We start from the raw sequence: 14,804 nt of genomic DNA on the forward strand, positions 1-14,804 counted from the left end.
GTCCTTTGGCTCAGGCCTGCTGTCGATAGTCGACAGGAACCGGTGCCGCGCGGCTGTTTTTCTTGATAAAGGCGTCACTGAGTTCGATCACGCGGCGGTACTGCAGGTCGACGGTGATCATGTGGTAGCAGTTGTCGAGCAGCACTTTGGTCACAGGCCCGCCCAGATGACGCTCCACGTAATCGGCGTTCCAGCGGCTGGTGATGTCGTCCTCGATGGAGTGCAAAACCAGGGCTTTGGTGGTGATCGACGGCATGCGCTTTTTCACCACGGCATTCATCCGGTGCAATTCGCGCACGGTGATGCCCTGCATCGTCAACAGCCCGGCATTCGCGCTTTCTCCAGCGTGCATCTGGCGCTCGACAATGGCGCGCAAACGTTCGTTCTTGATGCCGTAAGGGGGTTTTTCTTCAAAATTGCACAGGTGTACGCCAAAGGGGATCGCCATCAGCAACGGGGTCAAAAAAGCCAGTTTGTTGATGCTCCAGCCGTCGTAACGCAAGGTGGTGGAGTACATCAACAGCCCGGCGACCTGGCCCGGGTGTTCTGAGGCCACGTACATCGACATGACCGCTCCCATCGACAGACCCCCGACAAAAACCTGCGAGTGACGCTGGCGGATCCCGGCGAAGGTTTTGCGCACGCCTTCGTACCAGTCCAGCCAGCCGGTGGCTTGCAGGTCGTCGTTGTCACCGCAGTGCCCGGCCAGGGTGGGGACGTACACCGTGCACGTCCCGTCCTTCGCCAGGCCCTGGGCCACCCGACGCAGTTCCGTCGGAGTGCCGGTGAGGCCGTGGATCAACAAGACCCCGACCTCACCCGTGCCGAGAACGAAACCGGCGTCGCCTTCGCCCAGATCGATCTCTGGCCCGTTCACCGTTTCATGGCCCGAGCCAGCAGACGGTCGAGCAGGGCGATGCCCAGGTCGATTTCGGCGTAGCTGATTTCCAGGGACGGCGCCAGGGTGATCACGTTCTTGTAGTAGCCGCCCACGTCCAGAATCAGCCCCAGACGCTTGCCGTCGATTTCAATGTCGCCCTTCATGCCTTCTTCAACCATGAAGTCGAGGGTGGCCTTGTCCGGGGTGAAACCGTCCGGGCCGCAGATTTCGCAGCGCAGCGCCAGGCCCAGGCCGTCGACGTCGCCGATGATCGGGTAGCGTTTTTGCAGGTCTTGCAGACCGTCCAGGAAGTACTTGCCCTTGGCCATGACCATCGCGCCGTAGTCGACTTCGCTGGTCATCTTGAACATTTCTAGGCCCACGGCGGTGCCCAGCGGGTTGGAGGCGAAGGTGGAGTGGGTGGAGCCCGGCGGGAAGATTTTCGGGTTGATCAGCTCTTCACGGGCCCAGATGCCGCCCAGCGGATTGAGGCCGTTGGTCAGTGCCTTGCCGAAGACGATCACGTCGGGTTTGACGTCGAAGTGCTCGATGGACCACAGCTTGCCGGTGCGCCAGAAGCCCATCTGGATTTCGTCGACCACCATCAGGATGCCGTGCTGATCCAGCACGTGCTTGAGTTCGCTGTAGAAGTTCATCGGCGGGATGACATAGCCGCCGGTGCCCTGGATCGGTTCGACGTAAAAGGCAGCGTATTCGCTCTGGCCGACTTTGGGGTCCCACACGCCGTTGTATTCGGTCTCGAACAGACGGGCGAATTGCTGCACGCAGTGGCTGCCGTATTCTTCCTTAGTCATGCCTTTTGGCCCACGGAAGTGGTACGGGAACGGGATAAAGTTGGCGCGTTCGCCAAAGTGGCCGTAGCGGCGACGGTAGCGGTAGCTGGAGGTGATCGACGAGGCGCCAAGGGTGCGGCCGTGGTAGCCGCCTTCGAAGGCGAACATCAGGCTTTTGCCGTTGCTGGCGTTACGCACCACCTTCAGCGAGTCCTCGATGGACTGCGACCCGCCGACGTTGAAGTGCACGCGACCGTCGAGGCCGAACTTGTTTTTGGCGTCGACCGCGATGCGTTCCGACAACTCGATCTTGCCCTTGTGCAGGTACTGGCTGGCGATTTGCGGCAAGGTGTCGATCTGTTGTTTCAGGGCGTTGTTCAGGCGCGGGTTGGAGTAACCGAAGTTGACCGCCGAGTACCACATTTGCAGGTCGAGGTAGGCCTGGTCTTCGGTGTCCCAGACGTAGGAACCTTCGCAGCGGCTGAAAATGCGCGGTGGTTCGATGTAGTGAACGGTGTCGCCGTAGGAGCAGTACTTGGCTTCTTTTTCCAGAAGGATCTGGTCTTCAGGGGTAGCGATTCGGATATCAGACATGATTGAAGAGTTCCTGCTGTTCACGAGAATAGTGGGGAGCGTTGGCGGCCGGGTTCGGCAATTTGGCGAGCAAGGCCGGCAGTTCGGCGAAAGAGTCAAAGCGTGCGTAGGGGATACCGTTGCGTTCGCAGTGTTCGGCCAGGCTGTCCTTGGCGAAGACGAAGTCGGCGCTGGAGGCCACGCACATGTCGGAGCGGCCATCGCCAATCACCAGCACGCGTTTGCCGCCGGGGGTGGATTTGCATTTGCAGTTGCCCGAGGCAGCCCGGCAGGTGTCGCTGGAGTACGGGAAGTCGATGCGCCAGCGGTTCTGGTCGACCTGACGCAGGCGGTTGGCAAGGATCGGCAACAGGCTCACGTAGTGGCGGGCCAGGATGCGGGCAATGCCTTGTTCGATACCGTCACTGACCACCTCGATGGAGGCGCCCAGGCCGATGACGTGGTCAACGAAGTCGGGAAAGTGAGGGTCAATCTCAACGCTGTCGAAAAAGGCCAGCAGTTCGGCTGGCGTGGCCTTGACCAGCGACAGCTGGCGGCTCAGGCATTCACGCGAACCGATTTCACCCTGCACCCATTGATCTTCGATCGTTTCCCAGCTGGGGTCGGCGAAGCGTTGAAGAATGTTGTCGATGACGTCGGTGCGGGTAATGGTCCCGTCGAAATCACACACGATATGCCATTGCATCATCTGCATTGTCCTGTCGAAAAGACGCGCTTTTTGCGCTTGCCAGAGGACATAGCATTGACTGTGCCAATTATTAAAAGCCCCGTGGGCTGGGTCTTTGCGCCGATTGGAGGGTGGCTTTCGAATTTGAAGCTACAATTTTTGTAGCTTGCTACAAACAACATGAGTGCTTGCACAGGGCGAGCGAAAAAGGGATTGATGCGCCCATGAACCTCTATGGAACCTTCGACATGAAAGCCCCGGTCCGTGCTTTATTGCTGCTCACATTGTTGGGCGTCGGCGTGGGTGCCCATGGGGCAGACGGCCCGAGCGGGGAAGTGGGCGTGGGGATTGGCTATCAGCCCTACGATCCAAGCGCCAGCCGCTATCAGGTGGTGCCGTTGCCGTATTTCGATGTGGACTGGGGCGATGTCAGTCTCAATACCGATGACGGTCTGACCTGGAGTGCCTTCAAGGCCGACGGCTGGAGCGCGGGCCCCTTGCTCAACTACGTGTCGGGGCGCAATGCCAATGGTTCGTTGCGGGGCCTTCGCGATGTGCCGGACATGGCCCTGCTGGGCGGCTTTGTGCAGTACAGCCCGGCCGATTTCTGGCGCGTGTATGCACAACTCGGGCAGGCGGTGGGCGGCGCGGGCGGTCAGGGCGGGGTGCTGGGTCAGGTCGGGGGCGAGCTGGGTTATCCGCTGGGGCTGGGGGTTATCGGCAGCAGCCAGTTGGCGGTACATTTTGCGGATGGCCGACAGATGTCGACGTTCTTTGGTGTCAGCGACAGTGAAGCCCAGGCGTCGGGGATTTCCGCATACAAGGCCAGTGGCGGGTTGCAGAATGTCACCCTGACCCAGAACTTCGAGTTTCCCCTGGCACAACACTGGTCACTGGTGACCAGCGCCAGTTGGGTTCATCTGCTGGGCTCGGCGGCGGACAGCAGTATCGTGCGCGAGCAGGGAGATGTGAATCAGGGCTCGGTGCAGGTCGCGGTGAGTTACAAGTTCTAGACCCCATCCCCTGTATCGCGGGCAAGCCCGCTCCCACAGAGGTGGGCTATGGCTCACCCTCCGCCAGCAGCGCAATCCCGCCAATGATCACGGCAACGCCGAGCCAGTGCAGGGCGCTGATATGTTCGCCCAACCCCAGCCACGACCCCAGCAGAACCCCCACAAATACCAGCGAGCTGAGCGGAAACGCCAGCGACAGGCTGCTGCGGCGCAGTATCAGCATCCACACGAAAAACGCCCCGATGTAACAGGCAATAGCCACCCACACGCCGGGGTTGAGCATCACGGCTTGCAGCCATTGCAGGCTGAAATCCATCTGCCCCAGTTGATCGCCGCCGACCTTGGTCGCAATCTGCCCGCTGCTTTCGAGGGCAATTAACAGCGCCCACAGCACCACAGTTCCCAGACGTCCATGCAGCCAGCCGTTGTCTGCGATTTTCAGGGTTTCAGTGTTGTCCATTGTTCTTCTCCTCAAGCCCCGGCGATGCAGACCAGCATCACGCCAAGGGTAATCACCAGGGTGCCCAGCCAGCGCCGGCGGCTCACGTGTTCGCCCAGGAACACCTTGCCGGCGAACACCGCGCCGCAGTACGCCAGTGCGGCAGCCGGGAACAGCACACTCAGGGGCGCCCGTGACAGGGCCTCCAACCAGACGAAAAACTCGATGACGTAAGCGCCGATCCCGACCCACAACATGGGGGCATTGAACACCTGGCCCCAGAATGCGTTGAGGCGAAAACCGCCTTCCAGTTCCGGCAGGCGGTCCAGGCCGATCTTGAAACACAGTTGGCCCATGACATCGAGCACGATGGAAAACGCCACCAGGGCAATCACGGTCAAGGTCACGGGAACAGTTCCTCAAACAGAGCGATCAGCGCCTCATTGGTGGTTGAGTTGCGCAGCAAGTCGCTCTCGCTCCAGCGTTCAGGGGCTGGCTGATCGGACCTGGCCTCCCAGCGCTTGAGCAGGTTGCGGTGCGGTGCCCTGGCGAATTCGCCGCACACATCGATGCCCAGCACCCGCTTGCTGGCGGCCAGGGCCCGGATGGCCTGGAGCAGGTGGGTCAGGCGCATGCCGCCCTGATCCCAGTTGGTGGCGGCGTCTTCGCTGGCGAGAACATCCTTGTCCAGGGTGATCCAGATCGCGTCGGTGGGCAGGCTGCGGATCAGCTCGGCGAGAAAGGTTGGCCAGTCCTGATCGGCAAGATTGCGCCAGTGCAACAGGTTTTCGTGCTGCTCGTGCCCCGCGCCGTCGCCGATTCGGCCCCAGACTTTGGTGGGGGGATGCTGCCAGGGGAATAGCTGCAAATCACCACGGCGCAGGGCCCCGAGGTTGCCGCCCTTGAATTGCGGGTTTTGCAGGTCGTCGCTGCACGGGCCGAGGGTGACGATGCGTTTGATATTCGGCAGTTTCAGGGCGCGATTCACCCACGAACCGCAATGGCGACGGGGGGCAAAGCGTACCCAGTCAGGGTGGTTGTCGAAGTGGATCAGAGTGACAGGTTCGGGCAAGTCGGCGAGCAGGGCCGGGGTCAGGTGATGATAGTCGCCGGAGCCGATGAAGAAGATTTCAGGCCGCAGGGCCTGGCGTCTCGGCCTTTGCTGCAGGCGCTGGGCGAAACGCCGGTAATTGCGTTCGGTGGACCACAGGCGCAATTGCGGGCCCAGTTCGAGCAGGTCCAGGCGTGTAGCGCGACCATCGGTCAGACGCTGCATGATCGGTGTTTGTGAGGTCAGGCTGTGATCAAGATCGAGAATATTCAACGTGTCATTTACCCCATTCAATCGCCGCCGATCCAGGCAGGGCGGGCTTCAGGGGGTAAATGCAAGGGGCGGGCCAGCGGCGCGCTGATGATCTTTAGGTGGGAGCGGGCTCAGTGCAGGCGCACCCACACGCTGACCAGTACGGTGGCAGCCATCAGCCAGGCCACGGCGGCCAGCGCCAGTGACGCTTCAAGACGCATGCGGTCGACCAGTACGTACAGCGTTGCGAGGTAGACGAAGTAGGGAATGATCGACCACATGCCAAACACAATGGTGGTTTTCAGGTCGTCCACCGAGCGCCCTTTGCCGACGATGTAATGCGCAATCAGGGCAAAGGTCGGGAACAACGGGACCAGGCCCGCGATGTAGTAGTTTTTGGTCTTGGCCAGCATTGCCAGAATGATGACCACTGCGGCACCCAGAGCCGCTTTGAGTATCAGATCCATCAGTGCGCGAGCCCGTATTTTTTGACTTTATCGAAGAGGGTGGTCTTGGCCATGCCCAGTTCCTGGCTGGCCTGGGTCAGGTTGCCGCCGCTGCGCTGCAAGGCGTCACTGAGCAGGTTGCGCTCGAACGCCTCGACTGCCTCGGAAAAGCCCAGCCCCTGCGCCGCGTTGCTCCCGGATTTTTTGAAGGCAGGCAGACCCAGGGCGAAACGCTCGGCCACGTTGCGCAGTTCACGTACGTTGCCCGGCCAGTCATGGCTCATGAGGCTGGACACGGTCTGGTTGTCCAGTTCAGGGGCGGCACGATCAAAACGCAGGGATGATTGCTGCAGGAAATATTCGAACAACTGCAGGATGTCTTCGCGGCGTTCGCGCAAGGGCGGCAGTTCAAGTGTCACCACGTTCAGGCGGTAGTACAGGTCGCTGCGAAACTGGCTGGCCTTGCTCAGTTGATCAAGGTCGGACTTGGTGGCCGCGATGACCCGGCAATCAACGTCGATGCTCTGGTTGGAACCCAGGCGCTCCAGGGTGCGCTCCTGCAATACCCGCAGCAGTTTTATTTGCAGGTTGATCGGCATGCTCTCGACTTCGTCCAGAAACAGCGTGCCGCCATGGGCGTGTTCGATTTTACCGATGCGGCGTTTGCCAGCACCGGTGAAGGCGTTGGCTTCGTGGCCGAAAATCTCGCTTTCAAACAGGTTTTCCGGCAAGCCACCGCAGTTGAGGGCCACAAACTGCTGGGGATGGCGCCGGCTGAAGTCGTGCAGGCATCGGGCGACCAGCTCTTTGCCTGTGCCTGTCTCGCCTTCAATCAACACGTTCGCAGAGGTATCGGCGACGTTTGCGATCAATTCTCGCAAGTGCTGCATGGCCGGGGAACGCCCGATGATTCGCCCCTCGAGCGAGTCGCGTTCTGCCAACTGGCGACGCAGTGACCAGACCTCTCGGGCCAGGCTGCGTTGTTCCAGCGCACGGCGGGCCACATCCACCAGGCGCTCCGGGGAAAAGGGTTTTTCCATAAAGTCATAGGCGCCGTCACGCATGGCCCCCACCGCCATGGAAATATCGCCATGCCCGGTGATCAGCACCACCGGCAGGCTGCGGTCGCGGGCCTTGAGGCGCTTGAGCAACTCCAGGCCATCGATTCCGGGCAGGCGAATGTCACTGATGACGATGCCCGGGAAATTGTCGCCCACCAACGCCAGTGCCTGTTCGGCACTGCTTACGCCTTCGCTGCGAATGTCTTCAAGTGCCAGCGCCTGCTGGCATCCGAGCAGGACATGGGGGTCGTCTTCAACAATCAGGACGGTCAGGTCGTTATTCATAGGGGCTCGGTCCTGGCGGGTTGCACCAGCGGTAAAAGAAGGACAAATGCGACACCACCACTGGCCGGGAACTCGACGCTGAGGCTTCCACCAGCGGCGGCTGCCAGGCTGGCTGACAGGGTCAAGCCCAGGCCCAGGCCCTGTTCGCCGGGTTTGGTGGTGAAGAACGGTTCGAAGAGATGCTTGCGGGCTTCGGGGTCGATGCCGGGGCCGTTATCGCGCACCAGCAGGCGGTATTTGCTTTCGCTGACCTCGCCCTCCAGCCAAAGCTCTGGCGGTGTTGACTGGCCCTGCATGGCGTCCAGCGCGTTGCCGATCAGGTTGACCAGGATTTGTTCCAGTCGGGTCTGATCAATCTTGAGCGCTACATCGCCGAGTGCTCGATGAAGTTGCACCCCGGACTCCTCCATGCGGCTGGCGAGCAATTGCAGGGCCGCATCGACGGCTTTGCCCAGGCTGGCCTGGCCCTGATCATCTCCACGGCGGGCAAACGAGCGCAGGTTGGCGGTGATGCGGCCCATGCGGTCGACCAGGTTGTTGATGGTACTGAGATTGTCGGCGGCGACCTTGAGGTCTCCGCGCTCAAGAAAACGCACGGTATTGCCCGACAGGGTGCGCAATGCGGCCAAGGGTTGATTCAGTTCATGGGCAATGCTGGTGGACATCTGCCCGATGGCGGCCAGTTTGCCCGCCTGTACCAGTTCATCCTGGGCACGGCGCAAGGTGTCTTCAGCCTGGCGTCGTTCACGGATCTGGCCTTTGAGTCGTTCGTTACTGGCCCGCAAGTGAGTGGTGCGCTCGGTGATCTTGCGCTCCAGCTGATTGTTGGCTTCTTGCAGGGCTTCGCGTGCCGCCAGCCGGGTGGCGATCACTTTGCGCCGTTCATTCCAGGCAATCAGCAGAAAGGCCAGCAAGGCAAATGCAACGGCGACCAGCGTCCCCTGATTCGCCGCTTCACGGCGCAGGTCCTGCAGTGGCGTGAGCAGGGTGATGTCCCAGGGTGTGTCATTGAGCTTGCGGGTTTGCGCCAGATAGCTGACTTCCTGCTGGTCGGTAACGATCTGGTTGTTATTGGCAAAGGTGACTTTTTCTACGCCGTCGGCCAGGTTTTCCCGTTCCAGCGGTACGAGTTCATTAAGCGGCCACCAGTAGTATTGAAGGCTGCGTGCCAGTCGCTCTTTGGTTTCGGCGCTGAGCGGGCGGATTGACTTGAGGCGTCTGGTGGGATCGCTGGACAGGATGATGATGCCGTTCTCGTCGCTCACATAGGCTTCGAGGCGAGCGCGCTGCCAGCGTTCTTCAAGGGCTTCGAGCCGGACCTTGATCACCGCTACGCCAATGATCTTGCCTTGTTCTTCGAGGCCGTGAGCCAGGTAATAGCCCGGTTCACCCGACGTGCTGCCGATCCCGTAGAAGCGCCCCGGTTGACCGCGCACGGCGTCCTGGAAGTAGGCGCGAAATGACAGGTCCTCACCCAGGTAGCTGTCGGTATCTCGCCAGTTGCTGGTGGCCATCACGCGGCCAGTGGGGTCGAGCACATAAATGGCCCGGCTGCGGCTGCGACGGTTAAGGCCTTCCAGATACTGGTTGACGGTGACCCGGTTCTGCACGCTTGGGTCGGCCAGCAACCTGGAAACACTGGACTCCAGTTCCAGCAGGCTGGGCAGGTAAGTGTATTTGCCCAGTTCGCTTTCGACGGTACGGGCGTGGAGTTCGAGCTGGCGTTCGCCGGTTTCGCTCAGGGTGCGAATACCGAAGTGTTCACTGATGCGATAGCCCGCGTAGCCCAGGCCGATCGTCAACAGGATGATCAGCAGAGGTAGCAGGAAGTGGCGCAGTAGACGAGGTTTCACGGCAAGTGAGGGCGGAGCACCGCGGTAAAGAGTGGGGTCGCATTTCATCACAGATGCCTTGTCGCGATAAGAGGCACGCGAAAACTGTAGTCGCTGCCGCAGGCTGCGAAGAATACCCTGTGGTATCCAGAAAACGGGGGCTTTGGCCCCCTTCGCAGCCTGCGGCAGCGACTACAGGTATTTGGTTTGCACCAAATTTAGTGCTGCAGGATCTTGGCGAGGAAGTGCTGCGCACGCTCGGAGCGGGCTGATACGTCACCGAAGAACTCTTCTTTCTCGCAGTCTTCGACGATTTTGCCCTGGTCCATAAAGATCACACGGTCGGCCACCTTGCGTGCAAAACCCATTTCGTGGGTTACGCACATCATGGTCATGCCCTCGTTGGCCAGTTGCACCATCACGTCGAGTACTTCGTTAACCATTTCCGGGTCGAGCGCAGAGGTCGGTTCGTCAAACAGCATGACGATCGGGTCCATGGCCAGGGCGCGGGCAATCGCCACACGCTGTTGCTGACCACCGGACAACTGGCCCGGGTGCTTGTGGGCATGGGCCGACAGACCAACGCGCTCCAGCAGTTCAAGGCCTTTTTTAGTGGCTTCGGCCTTGCTGCGACCCAATACCTTGACCTGCGCAATCGTCAGGTTTTCGGTGATGGTCATGTGCGGGAACAGTTCGAAATGCTGGAACACCATGCCAACCCGCGAACGCAGTTTTGGCAGGTTGGTCTTCGGGTCGGCAATGGAAGTGCCGTCAACCGTAATGTCACCTTTCTGGAACGGTTCAAGGGCGTTGACGCACTTGATCAGGGTCGACTTGCCCGAGCCGGACGGGCCGCATACTACGACCACTTCGCCCTTTTTGACTTCAGTACTGCAATCGGTCAGTACCTGGAAGTCCCCGTACCACTTGTTGATGTTCTTGATCGAGATCATACGGCAAACCTTTTTTGCAGACGCTTGACCAGCAGCGAGGCGGAAAAGCTGATGATGAAATACACCAGACCGGCGAAGATCAGGAACTCATTGGAGCGGCCGATGATGTCGCCACTGGAGCGCGAGGCATTGAGGAAGTCAACCAGGCCTACGGTGTAAACCAGCGACGTGTCCTGGAACAGGATAATGCTCTGTTGCAGCAGCAAGGGGGTCATTTTGCGAAAGGCCTGGGGCAGGATGATCAGGCGCATGGCCTGGCCGTAACTCATGCCAAGTGCTTTGGCTGCACCCATCTGGCCTTTGGGAATGGCCTGCACGCCAGCTCGTACGATTTCGCAGAAGTAGGCGGCTTCAAACATCACGAAGGCCACCAGGCACGACTCGAAAGCGCCGATCGGGGTGTCTTTGCCGGTGATCCAGCGCAGCACGAAAGGTACGGCCAGATAGAACCAGGTAATGACCAGCAGGAGCGGGATCGAGCGGAAGTAGTTCACGTAAGCGCCGGCCAGATTGGCCATCCACTTGCTTGACGACAAACGCATCAATGCCAGCACTGTGCCCAGGGCCACGCCACCCACGACGCCCATGACCATGAGCTTCAAGGTCATGACCATGCCGTTCCACAGGCCTGGCAGGGCAGGGACGATGCCGCTGAAATCGAAGAAGTCCATTATTTACCCCCCAGAGACATCAGGCCGGGCACTGCTACTTTTTTCTCGATCAGGCGCATCAGCAACATCAGGCTCATGTTCAAGGTGAAGTAGATCAGGGTGGCCAGGGTGAAGGCTTCAAACAGGTTGGCGGAAAATTCAGCTGTCTGTTTGGTTTGTGCCAGCAGTTCCATCAAGCCGATCAACGAGGCCACGGAGGAGTTCTTGAACACGTTCAGGAACTCGGAGGTGAGCGGTGGAATGATGATCCGGTAGGCTTGCGGCAGCAGCACGTTCCAGTAGATCTGCGACATGCTGAAGCCCATGGCGCGGGCGGCAGCTTCCTGACCTCGTGGCAGTGCCTCGATACCGGTACGAACCTGTTCGCAAACCCGTGCAGCGGTAAACAGGCCCAGGCACACGACAACGCTCAGGTAAGCCGAGGTCGTCGGATTGAGGTCTTGCTTGTACCACTCCTGCAAATCAGGCGGCAGCAGGTCGGGTACCAGGAAGTACCAGATAAACAGCTGCACCAGCAGCGGCACGTTACGGAAGATTTCAACGTAAACCGTGGCGATGCCCGCGATGAAACGGTTCGGCAGTGTGCGCATGACACCCAGCAGCGAACCCAGGATCAAGGCGACAATCCAGGCGACAACAGCGATAGCGATGGTCCAGCCCAATCCGGAAATAAACCAGTCGAGATACGTCTCGCTGCCTACGCCGGTGGACTTGAAGAACACGCTCCAGTCCCAGTTGTAATTCATGCAGGGTCTCCCCTCAGATGGGTCTATAAACAAGCACTTGCTTCAGGGAATCCGTTCTCACCCGACAGGGTCGTCGGGCACACAAAACCCGCTCGATAACCAGCGGTTCGAGTGTTCTCTAATGCAATAAGAAGCTTAGTACAAAGGTGCTCGACAACTCCTCGAGCGTGATGACACACGCTCGGGAGTATCAAAGGTCAGAAATCAGGATTTCTTTTCTTCTGCTGGCTTGTCGTCTGCTGCTTTGTCTGTCGGGTTGGCGATCAGTGCCTTGAGCTCATCGCTCATCGGGAACATCAGGTTCAGGCCTTTTGGTGGAATAGGCGATTGGAACCAGGTGTTGTAGGTGTCGTTGATTTTGCCCGACTTGTAGTAGGCAACGATGGCGTCATCCACTGCTTTTTTGAACTCAGGGTCGCCTTTACGAACCATGCAGCCGTAAATTTCGTACGACTGTGGAGTACCGGTAACAGCCCAGTCAGTTGGCTTCTTGGCTTTAGCCATTTCGCCGGCCAGCAGGGCGTCGTCCATCATGAAAGCAACAGCACGGCCCGACTCAAGCATGTTGAAGGCTTCGCCGTGGTCTTTTGCCGAGATCACGTTCATGCCCATCTGCTTGTCAGCGTTCATCGCCTTGAGGATGCGCTCGGAGGTGGTGCCAGCCGTGGTTACGACGTTCTTGCCTTTCAGGTCAGCGAAGTCCTTGTAAGGCGAGTCCTTTTTGGACAGCAGGCGGGTACCGATTTCGAAGATGCCGACCGAAAAGTCGACTTGTTGCTGGCGTTCCACGTTGTTGGTGGTGGAGCCGCACTCAACGTCAACGGTGCCGTTCTGCACCAGCGGGATACGGGTCTGGGAAGTAACCAGGTTGTATTTGATTTTGAGGTCCGGCATGTCGAGCTGTTTTTTCAGCCCTTCAACGATTGCCAGCTGTACATCGTGGGAGTAACCAACCGGTTTGCCGGAAGCGTCCGCGATGTAGGAGAACGGAATGGAGGAGTCACGATGCCCAAGGGTGATGGTGCCGGATTCTTTGATTTTCTTCAGTGTGCCGGTCAATTCGGCTGCAAAAACTGGAGTGCTAATCAGAGCTGCAGCAATTGCTGCGCCCAAAAGTTGCGGAACGATGCGCATCGGTGTTTCCTCGACATTGTTTTTTTTATTGAGCCCGTTTGTGGGCCCTTTTGTACTTCGAATGTCTCAACAGACTAAACGCTCTGTTAAAGCATTCGGTCCAGAGTGTAGAGCATGAGTCGTGCCAGACATTGAATTTATGTCTAATGCTTTGATTTATAAGGGATTTAAGTTGATTGATGGCGGGCTTTAAAAGCGGTCGCGCCCGGAAAGCCGAATGATACAGGGGTGCGCGTTCGGAAAACCGAATGAAAGATGGCGCAGGCAGTTCGCGATTCAGGTAGTCAGTGTTTTCTGGCAAACCGTTCCGATTTCATCGCGAGCAAGCGGGATCGTCATGCCCTCACCCCACAAGCAATTGAGACCTGTGGGGCGGGGGAGCAGGTTTAAGCCGCTTCTACCTTGCGGTTTTTCAGATTCAGGGTGGCCATGTACTGGGACAGATGCGCCTGCTCTTCAGCGGTGGTAAACAGGCCCAGCTTGGTCCGGCGCCACAGAATGTCCTGTGCATCCAGTGCCCATTCCTGGCTGCACAGGTAATCGACTTCACGGCTGTAGAGGCCACTGCCGATATGCTCGCCCATGTCGCTCAGGCCTTGTACGCCGTCCAGCAAGCGCCACGAGCGGTTGCCATAGGTGATTGCCCAGCGCTTGGCAATCGCGGCATCCAGCCAGCTGTGTTTGCTGATCAGGGCGGCGCTCAGGGCTTTTGGCGTGGTCATGTTTTCGCCGCCCGGCAATGTCGCGGTGGCGGTCCAGCTCGGCTTGATCTGGGTGAAGTAGGGCGTCAATTGGGCCATGGCCGACTCGGCCAGCTTGCGGTAAGTGGTCAGTTTGCCGCCGAACACTGACAGCAGCGGGGCTTCGCCCGGTGCGCCGGACAATGCCAGGGTGTAATCCCGGGTCACTGCTGAAGGGTTGTCGGACTCGTCGTTACACAGCGGGCGCACGCCGGAGTAAGTGCGCAGGATGTCGCTGCGGGTTACTTGTTGCTTGAAGTGGGCATTGACTACATTCAGCAGGTAGTCGGTTTCTTCTTCCGTGATGCTTACTTTGGCCGGATCGCCTGTGTATTCACGGTCGGTGGTGCCGATGATAGTGAACTGATCCATGTAGGGAATGGTGAACACAATCCGCTGATCTTCGTTTTGCAGAATGAACGCATTGGGCGCGTCATACAGCTTGGGAACGATGAGGTGACTGCCCTGGATCAGGCGGATGCCGTAAGGCGAATCCAGCTTCAAGTCGTCTTTGATGAATTTGGCTACCCAAGGGCCAGCGGCATTGACCAAAGCTTTGCTGCGAATCGAAAACAGGCTGCCGTCAGCACGTTCCAGGTTCAATTCCCACAGCCCTTTGTTACGGCGCGCACCCACGCAGCGAGTCTGTGTATGGACATGGGCACCTTTTTCCCGCGCGGCCATGGCGTTAAGTACTACCAGGCGAGCGTCATCGACCCAGCAGTCGGAGTACTCGAAGCCTTTGGTGATTTCTGCTTTCAACGGGCTGTCTGCACCAAACTTGAGGCTGGTGGAGCCCGCGAGTTTTTCGCGCTTGCCCAGATGGTCATACAGGAACAGCCCGGCACGGATCATCCACGCCGGGCGCAGGTGCGGGCGATGGGGCAAGACAAAACGCATGGGTTTGACGATATGCGGTGCTTTGGACAGCAGCACTTCACGTTCAGCCAGTGCTTCTCGTACCAGGCGGAACTCGTAGTGTTCGAGGTAGCGCAAGCCGCCGTGGATCAGCTTGCTGCTGGCGGATGAGGTGTGGCTGGCCAGATCGTCTTTTTCGCAAAGGAACACAGACAAGCCGCGACCGGCTGCGTCTGCCGCAATCCCGACGCCATTGATCCCGCCGCCAATCACAGCAACGTCGTAAACCTCAGCGAGGGGGGTGGCAGGCAAGGTGGTCAGGGACATAAATGGGCCTCGCGTTCTTTACGCATATTTGAATGTGAACACTAATGTTCATTTTCGAAAA

Annotated in this window: 15 protein-coding genes; 1 reads left to right on the forward strand and 14 read right to left on the reverse strand. The window is 59.0% G+C overall.

Annotated features, from left to right (window positions below):
* Positions 1 to 10: 10 nt before the first annotated feature.
* The 3 genes from V6P94_RS08180 to V6P94_RS08190 are packed head-to-tail and all read right to left on the reverse strand — an operon-like array spanning position 11 to position 2,956.
* Positions 11 to 877 (reverse strand): alpha/beta fold hydrolase, encoded by an 867-nt coding sequence (locus tag V6P94_RS08180; RefSeq protein ID WP_133075905.1) that lies wholly within the window; start codon positions 875 to 877, stop codon positions 11 to 13.
* Positions 874 to 2,268 carry an aspartate aminotransferase family protein gene (locus V6P94_RS08185; protein ID WP_133075904.1) on the reverse strand — a complete coding sequence of 465 codons (1,395 nt, stop codon included), beginning with the start codon at positions 2,266 to 2,268 and terminating at the stop codon, positions 874 to 876. The genes V6P94_RS08180 and V6P94_RS08185 overlap by 4 nt, the downstream gene beginning before the upstream one ends.
* A complete protein-coding gene (locus V6P94_RS08190; protein ID WP_133075903.1) occupies positions 2,261 to 2,956 on the reverse strand; it encodes an MtnX-like HAD-IB family phosphatase in 696 nt (231 codons plus the stop codon). The genes V6P94_RS08185 and V6P94_RS08190 overlap by 8 nt, the downstream gene beginning before the upstream one ends.
* Positions 2,957 to 3,183: 227 nt before the next feature.
* On the opposite strand from V6P94_RS08190, the gene V6P94_RS08195 reads away from it, so the two are divergent.
* Positions 3,184 to 3,948, forward strand: coding sequence for a MipA/OmpV family protein (locus tag V6P94_RS08195; protein ID WP_133075981.1), 765 nt, complete (start codon positions 3,184 to 3,186; stop codon positions 3,946 to 3,948).
* Positions 3,949 to 3,994: 46 nt separating this feature from the next.
* Here the strand turns inward: V6P94_RS08195 and V6P94_RS08200 are convergent, their stop codons facing one another.
* The 11 genes from V6P94_RS08200 to glpD all read right to left on the reverse strand — a co-directional run bounded on the left by V6P94_RS08200 (position 3,995) and on the right by glpD (position 14,743).
* Positions 3,995 to 4,408, reverse strand: coding sequence for an EamA family transporter (locus tag V6P94_RS08200; RefSeq protein ID WP_133075902.1), 414 nt, complete (start codon positions 4,406 to 4,408; stop codon positions 3,995 to 3,997).
* Between the two features lie 11 nt (positions 4,409 to 4,419).
* Complete coding sequence (locus V6P94_RS08205) at positions 4,420 to 4,794, reverse strand: EamA family transporter (RefSeq protein ID WP_133075901.1); 375 nt, start codon at positions 4,792 to 4,794, stop codon at positions 4,420 to 4,422.
* Complete coding sequence (locus V6P94_RS08210; protein WP_133075980.1) at positions 4,791 to 5,711, reverse strand: arginase; 921 nt, start codon at positions 5,709 to 5,711, stop codon at positions 4,791 to 4,793. Before V6P94_RS08210 ends, V6P94_RS08205 begins: the two co-directional genes overlap by 4 nt.
* Positions 5,712 to 5,821: 110 nt before the next feature.
* A complete protein-coding gene (locus tag V6P94_RS08215; RefSeq protein ID WP_219260995.1) occupies positions 5,822 to 6,148 on the reverse strand; it encodes a GlpM family protein in 327 nt (108 codons plus the stop codon).
* An 8-nt stretch (positions 6,149 to 6,156) separates the two neighbouring features.
* Positions 6,157 to 7,482, reverse strand: a complete 1,326-nt coding sequence (locus V6P94_RS08220; protein WP_133075899.1) for a sigma-54 dependent transcriptional regulator — start codon at positions 7,480 to 7,482, stop codon at positions 6,157 to 6,159.
* The gene (locus V6P94_RS08225) at positions 7,479 to 9,383 is read right to left on the reverse strand and encodes an ATP-binding protein (RefSeq protein WP_133075898.1); all 1,905 of its coding nucleotides are present in this window, start codon (positions 9,381 to 9,383) and stop codon (positions 7,479 to 7,481) included. The genes V6P94_RS08220 and V6P94_RS08225 overlap by 4 nt, the downstream gene beginning before the upstream one ends.
* 149 nt (positions 9,384 to 9,532) lie before the next feature.
* On the reverse strand, positions 9,533 to 10,267 hold the full coding sequence (locus V6P94_RS08230) for an amino acid ABC transporter ATP-binding protein (RefSeq protein WP_019823566.1): 735 nt from the start codon (positions 10,265 to 10,267) through the stop codon (positions 9,533 to 9,535).
* Positions 10,264 to 10,938 carry an amino acid ABC transporter permease gene (locus tag V6P94_RS08235; RefSeq protein WP_016779682.1) on the reverse strand — a complete coding sequence of 225 codons (675 nt, stop codon included), beginning with the start codon at positions 10,936 to 10,938 and terminating at the stop codon, positions 10,264 to 10,266. The genes V6P94_RS08230 and V6P94_RS08235 overlap by 4 nt, the downstream gene beginning before the upstream one ends.
* Positions 10,938 to 11,684: an amino acid ABC transporter permease gene (locus V6P94_RS08240; protein ID WP_133075897.1), complete on the reverse strand. Its 747-nt coding sequence runs from the start codon at positions 11,682 to 11,684 to the stop codon at positions 10,938 to 10,940. Before V6P94_RS08240 ends, V6P94_RS08235 begins: the two co-directional genes overlap by 1 nt.
* Before the next feature lie 204 nt (positions 11,685 to 11,888).
* A complete protein-coding gene (locus V6P94_RS08245) occupies positions 11,889 to 12,818 on the reverse strand; it encodes a glutamate/aspartate ABC transporter substrate-binding protein (RefSeq protein WP_133075896.1) in 930 nt (309 codons plus the stop codon).
* 386 nt (positions 12,819 to 13,204) lie between these two features.
* Positions 13,205 to 14,743 (reverse strand): glycerol-3-phosphate dehydrogenase, encoded by a 1,539-nt coding sequence (glpD, locus tag V6P94_RS08250; protein WP_219260810.1) that lies wholly within the window; start codon positions 14,741 to 14,743, stop codon positions 13,205 to 13,207.
* Positions 14,744 to 14,804 lie beyond the last annotated feature (61 nt).

Source organism: Pseudomonas sp. ML2-2023-3 (assembly GCF_037055275.1).
In the GTDB taxonomy this organism is placed as follows: Bacteria; Pseudomonadota; Gammaproteobacteria; order Pseudomonadales; family Pseudomonadaceae; genus Aquipseudomonas.

What these genes read in the sequence shown, in the direction of transcription:
- V6P94_RS08185 (WP_133075904.1), bottom strand. Translation starts at nt 2,268, where the DNA reads ATGTCTGATATCCGAATCGCTACCCCTGAAGACCAGATCCTTCTGGAA.
- V6P94_RS08190 (WP_133075903.1), bottom strand. Translation starts at nt 2,956, where the DNA reads ATGATGCAATGGCATATCGTGTGTGATTTCGACGGGACCATTACCCGC.
- V6P94_RS08195 (WP_133075981.1), top strand. Translation starts at nt 3,184, where the DNA reads ATGAAAGCCCCGGTCCGTGCTTTATTGCTGCTCACATTGTTGGGCGTC.
- V6P94_RS08200 (WP_133075902.1), bottom strand. Translation starts at nt 4,408, where the DNA reads ATGGACAACACTGAAACCCTGAAAATCGCAGACAACGGCTGGCTGCAT.
- V6P94_RS08220 (WP_133075899.1), bottom strand. Translation starts at nt 7,482, where the DNA reads ATGAATAACGACCTGACCGTCCTGATTGTTGAAGACGACCCCCATGTC.
- V6P94_RS08225 (WP_133075898.1), bottom strand. Translation starts at nt 9,383, where the DNA reads ATGAAATGCGACCCCACTCTTTACCGCGGTGCTCCGCCCTCACTTGCC.
- V6P94_RS08230 (WP_019823566.1), bottom strand. Translation starts at nt 10,267, where the DNA reads ATGATCTCGATCAAGAACATCAACAAGTGGTACGGGGACTTCCAGGTA.
- V6P94_RS08235 (WP_016779682.1), bottom strand. Translation starts at nt 10,938, where the DNA reads ATGGACTTCTTCGATTTCAGCGGCATCGTCCCTGCCCTGCCAGGCCTG.
- V6P94_RS08240 (WP_133075897.1), bottom strand. Translation starts at nt 11,684, where the DNA reads ATGAATTACAACTGGGACTGGAGCGTGTTCTTCAAGTCCACCGGCGTA.
- V6P94_RS08245 (WP_133075896.1), bottom strand. Translation starts at nt 12,818, where the DNA reads ATGCGCATCGTTCCGCAACTTTTGGGCGCAGCAATTGCTGCAGCTCTG.
- glpD (WP_219260810.1), bottom strand. Translation starts at nt 14,743, where the DNA reads ATGTCCCTGACCACCTTGCCTGCCACCCCCCTCGCTGAGGTTTACGAC.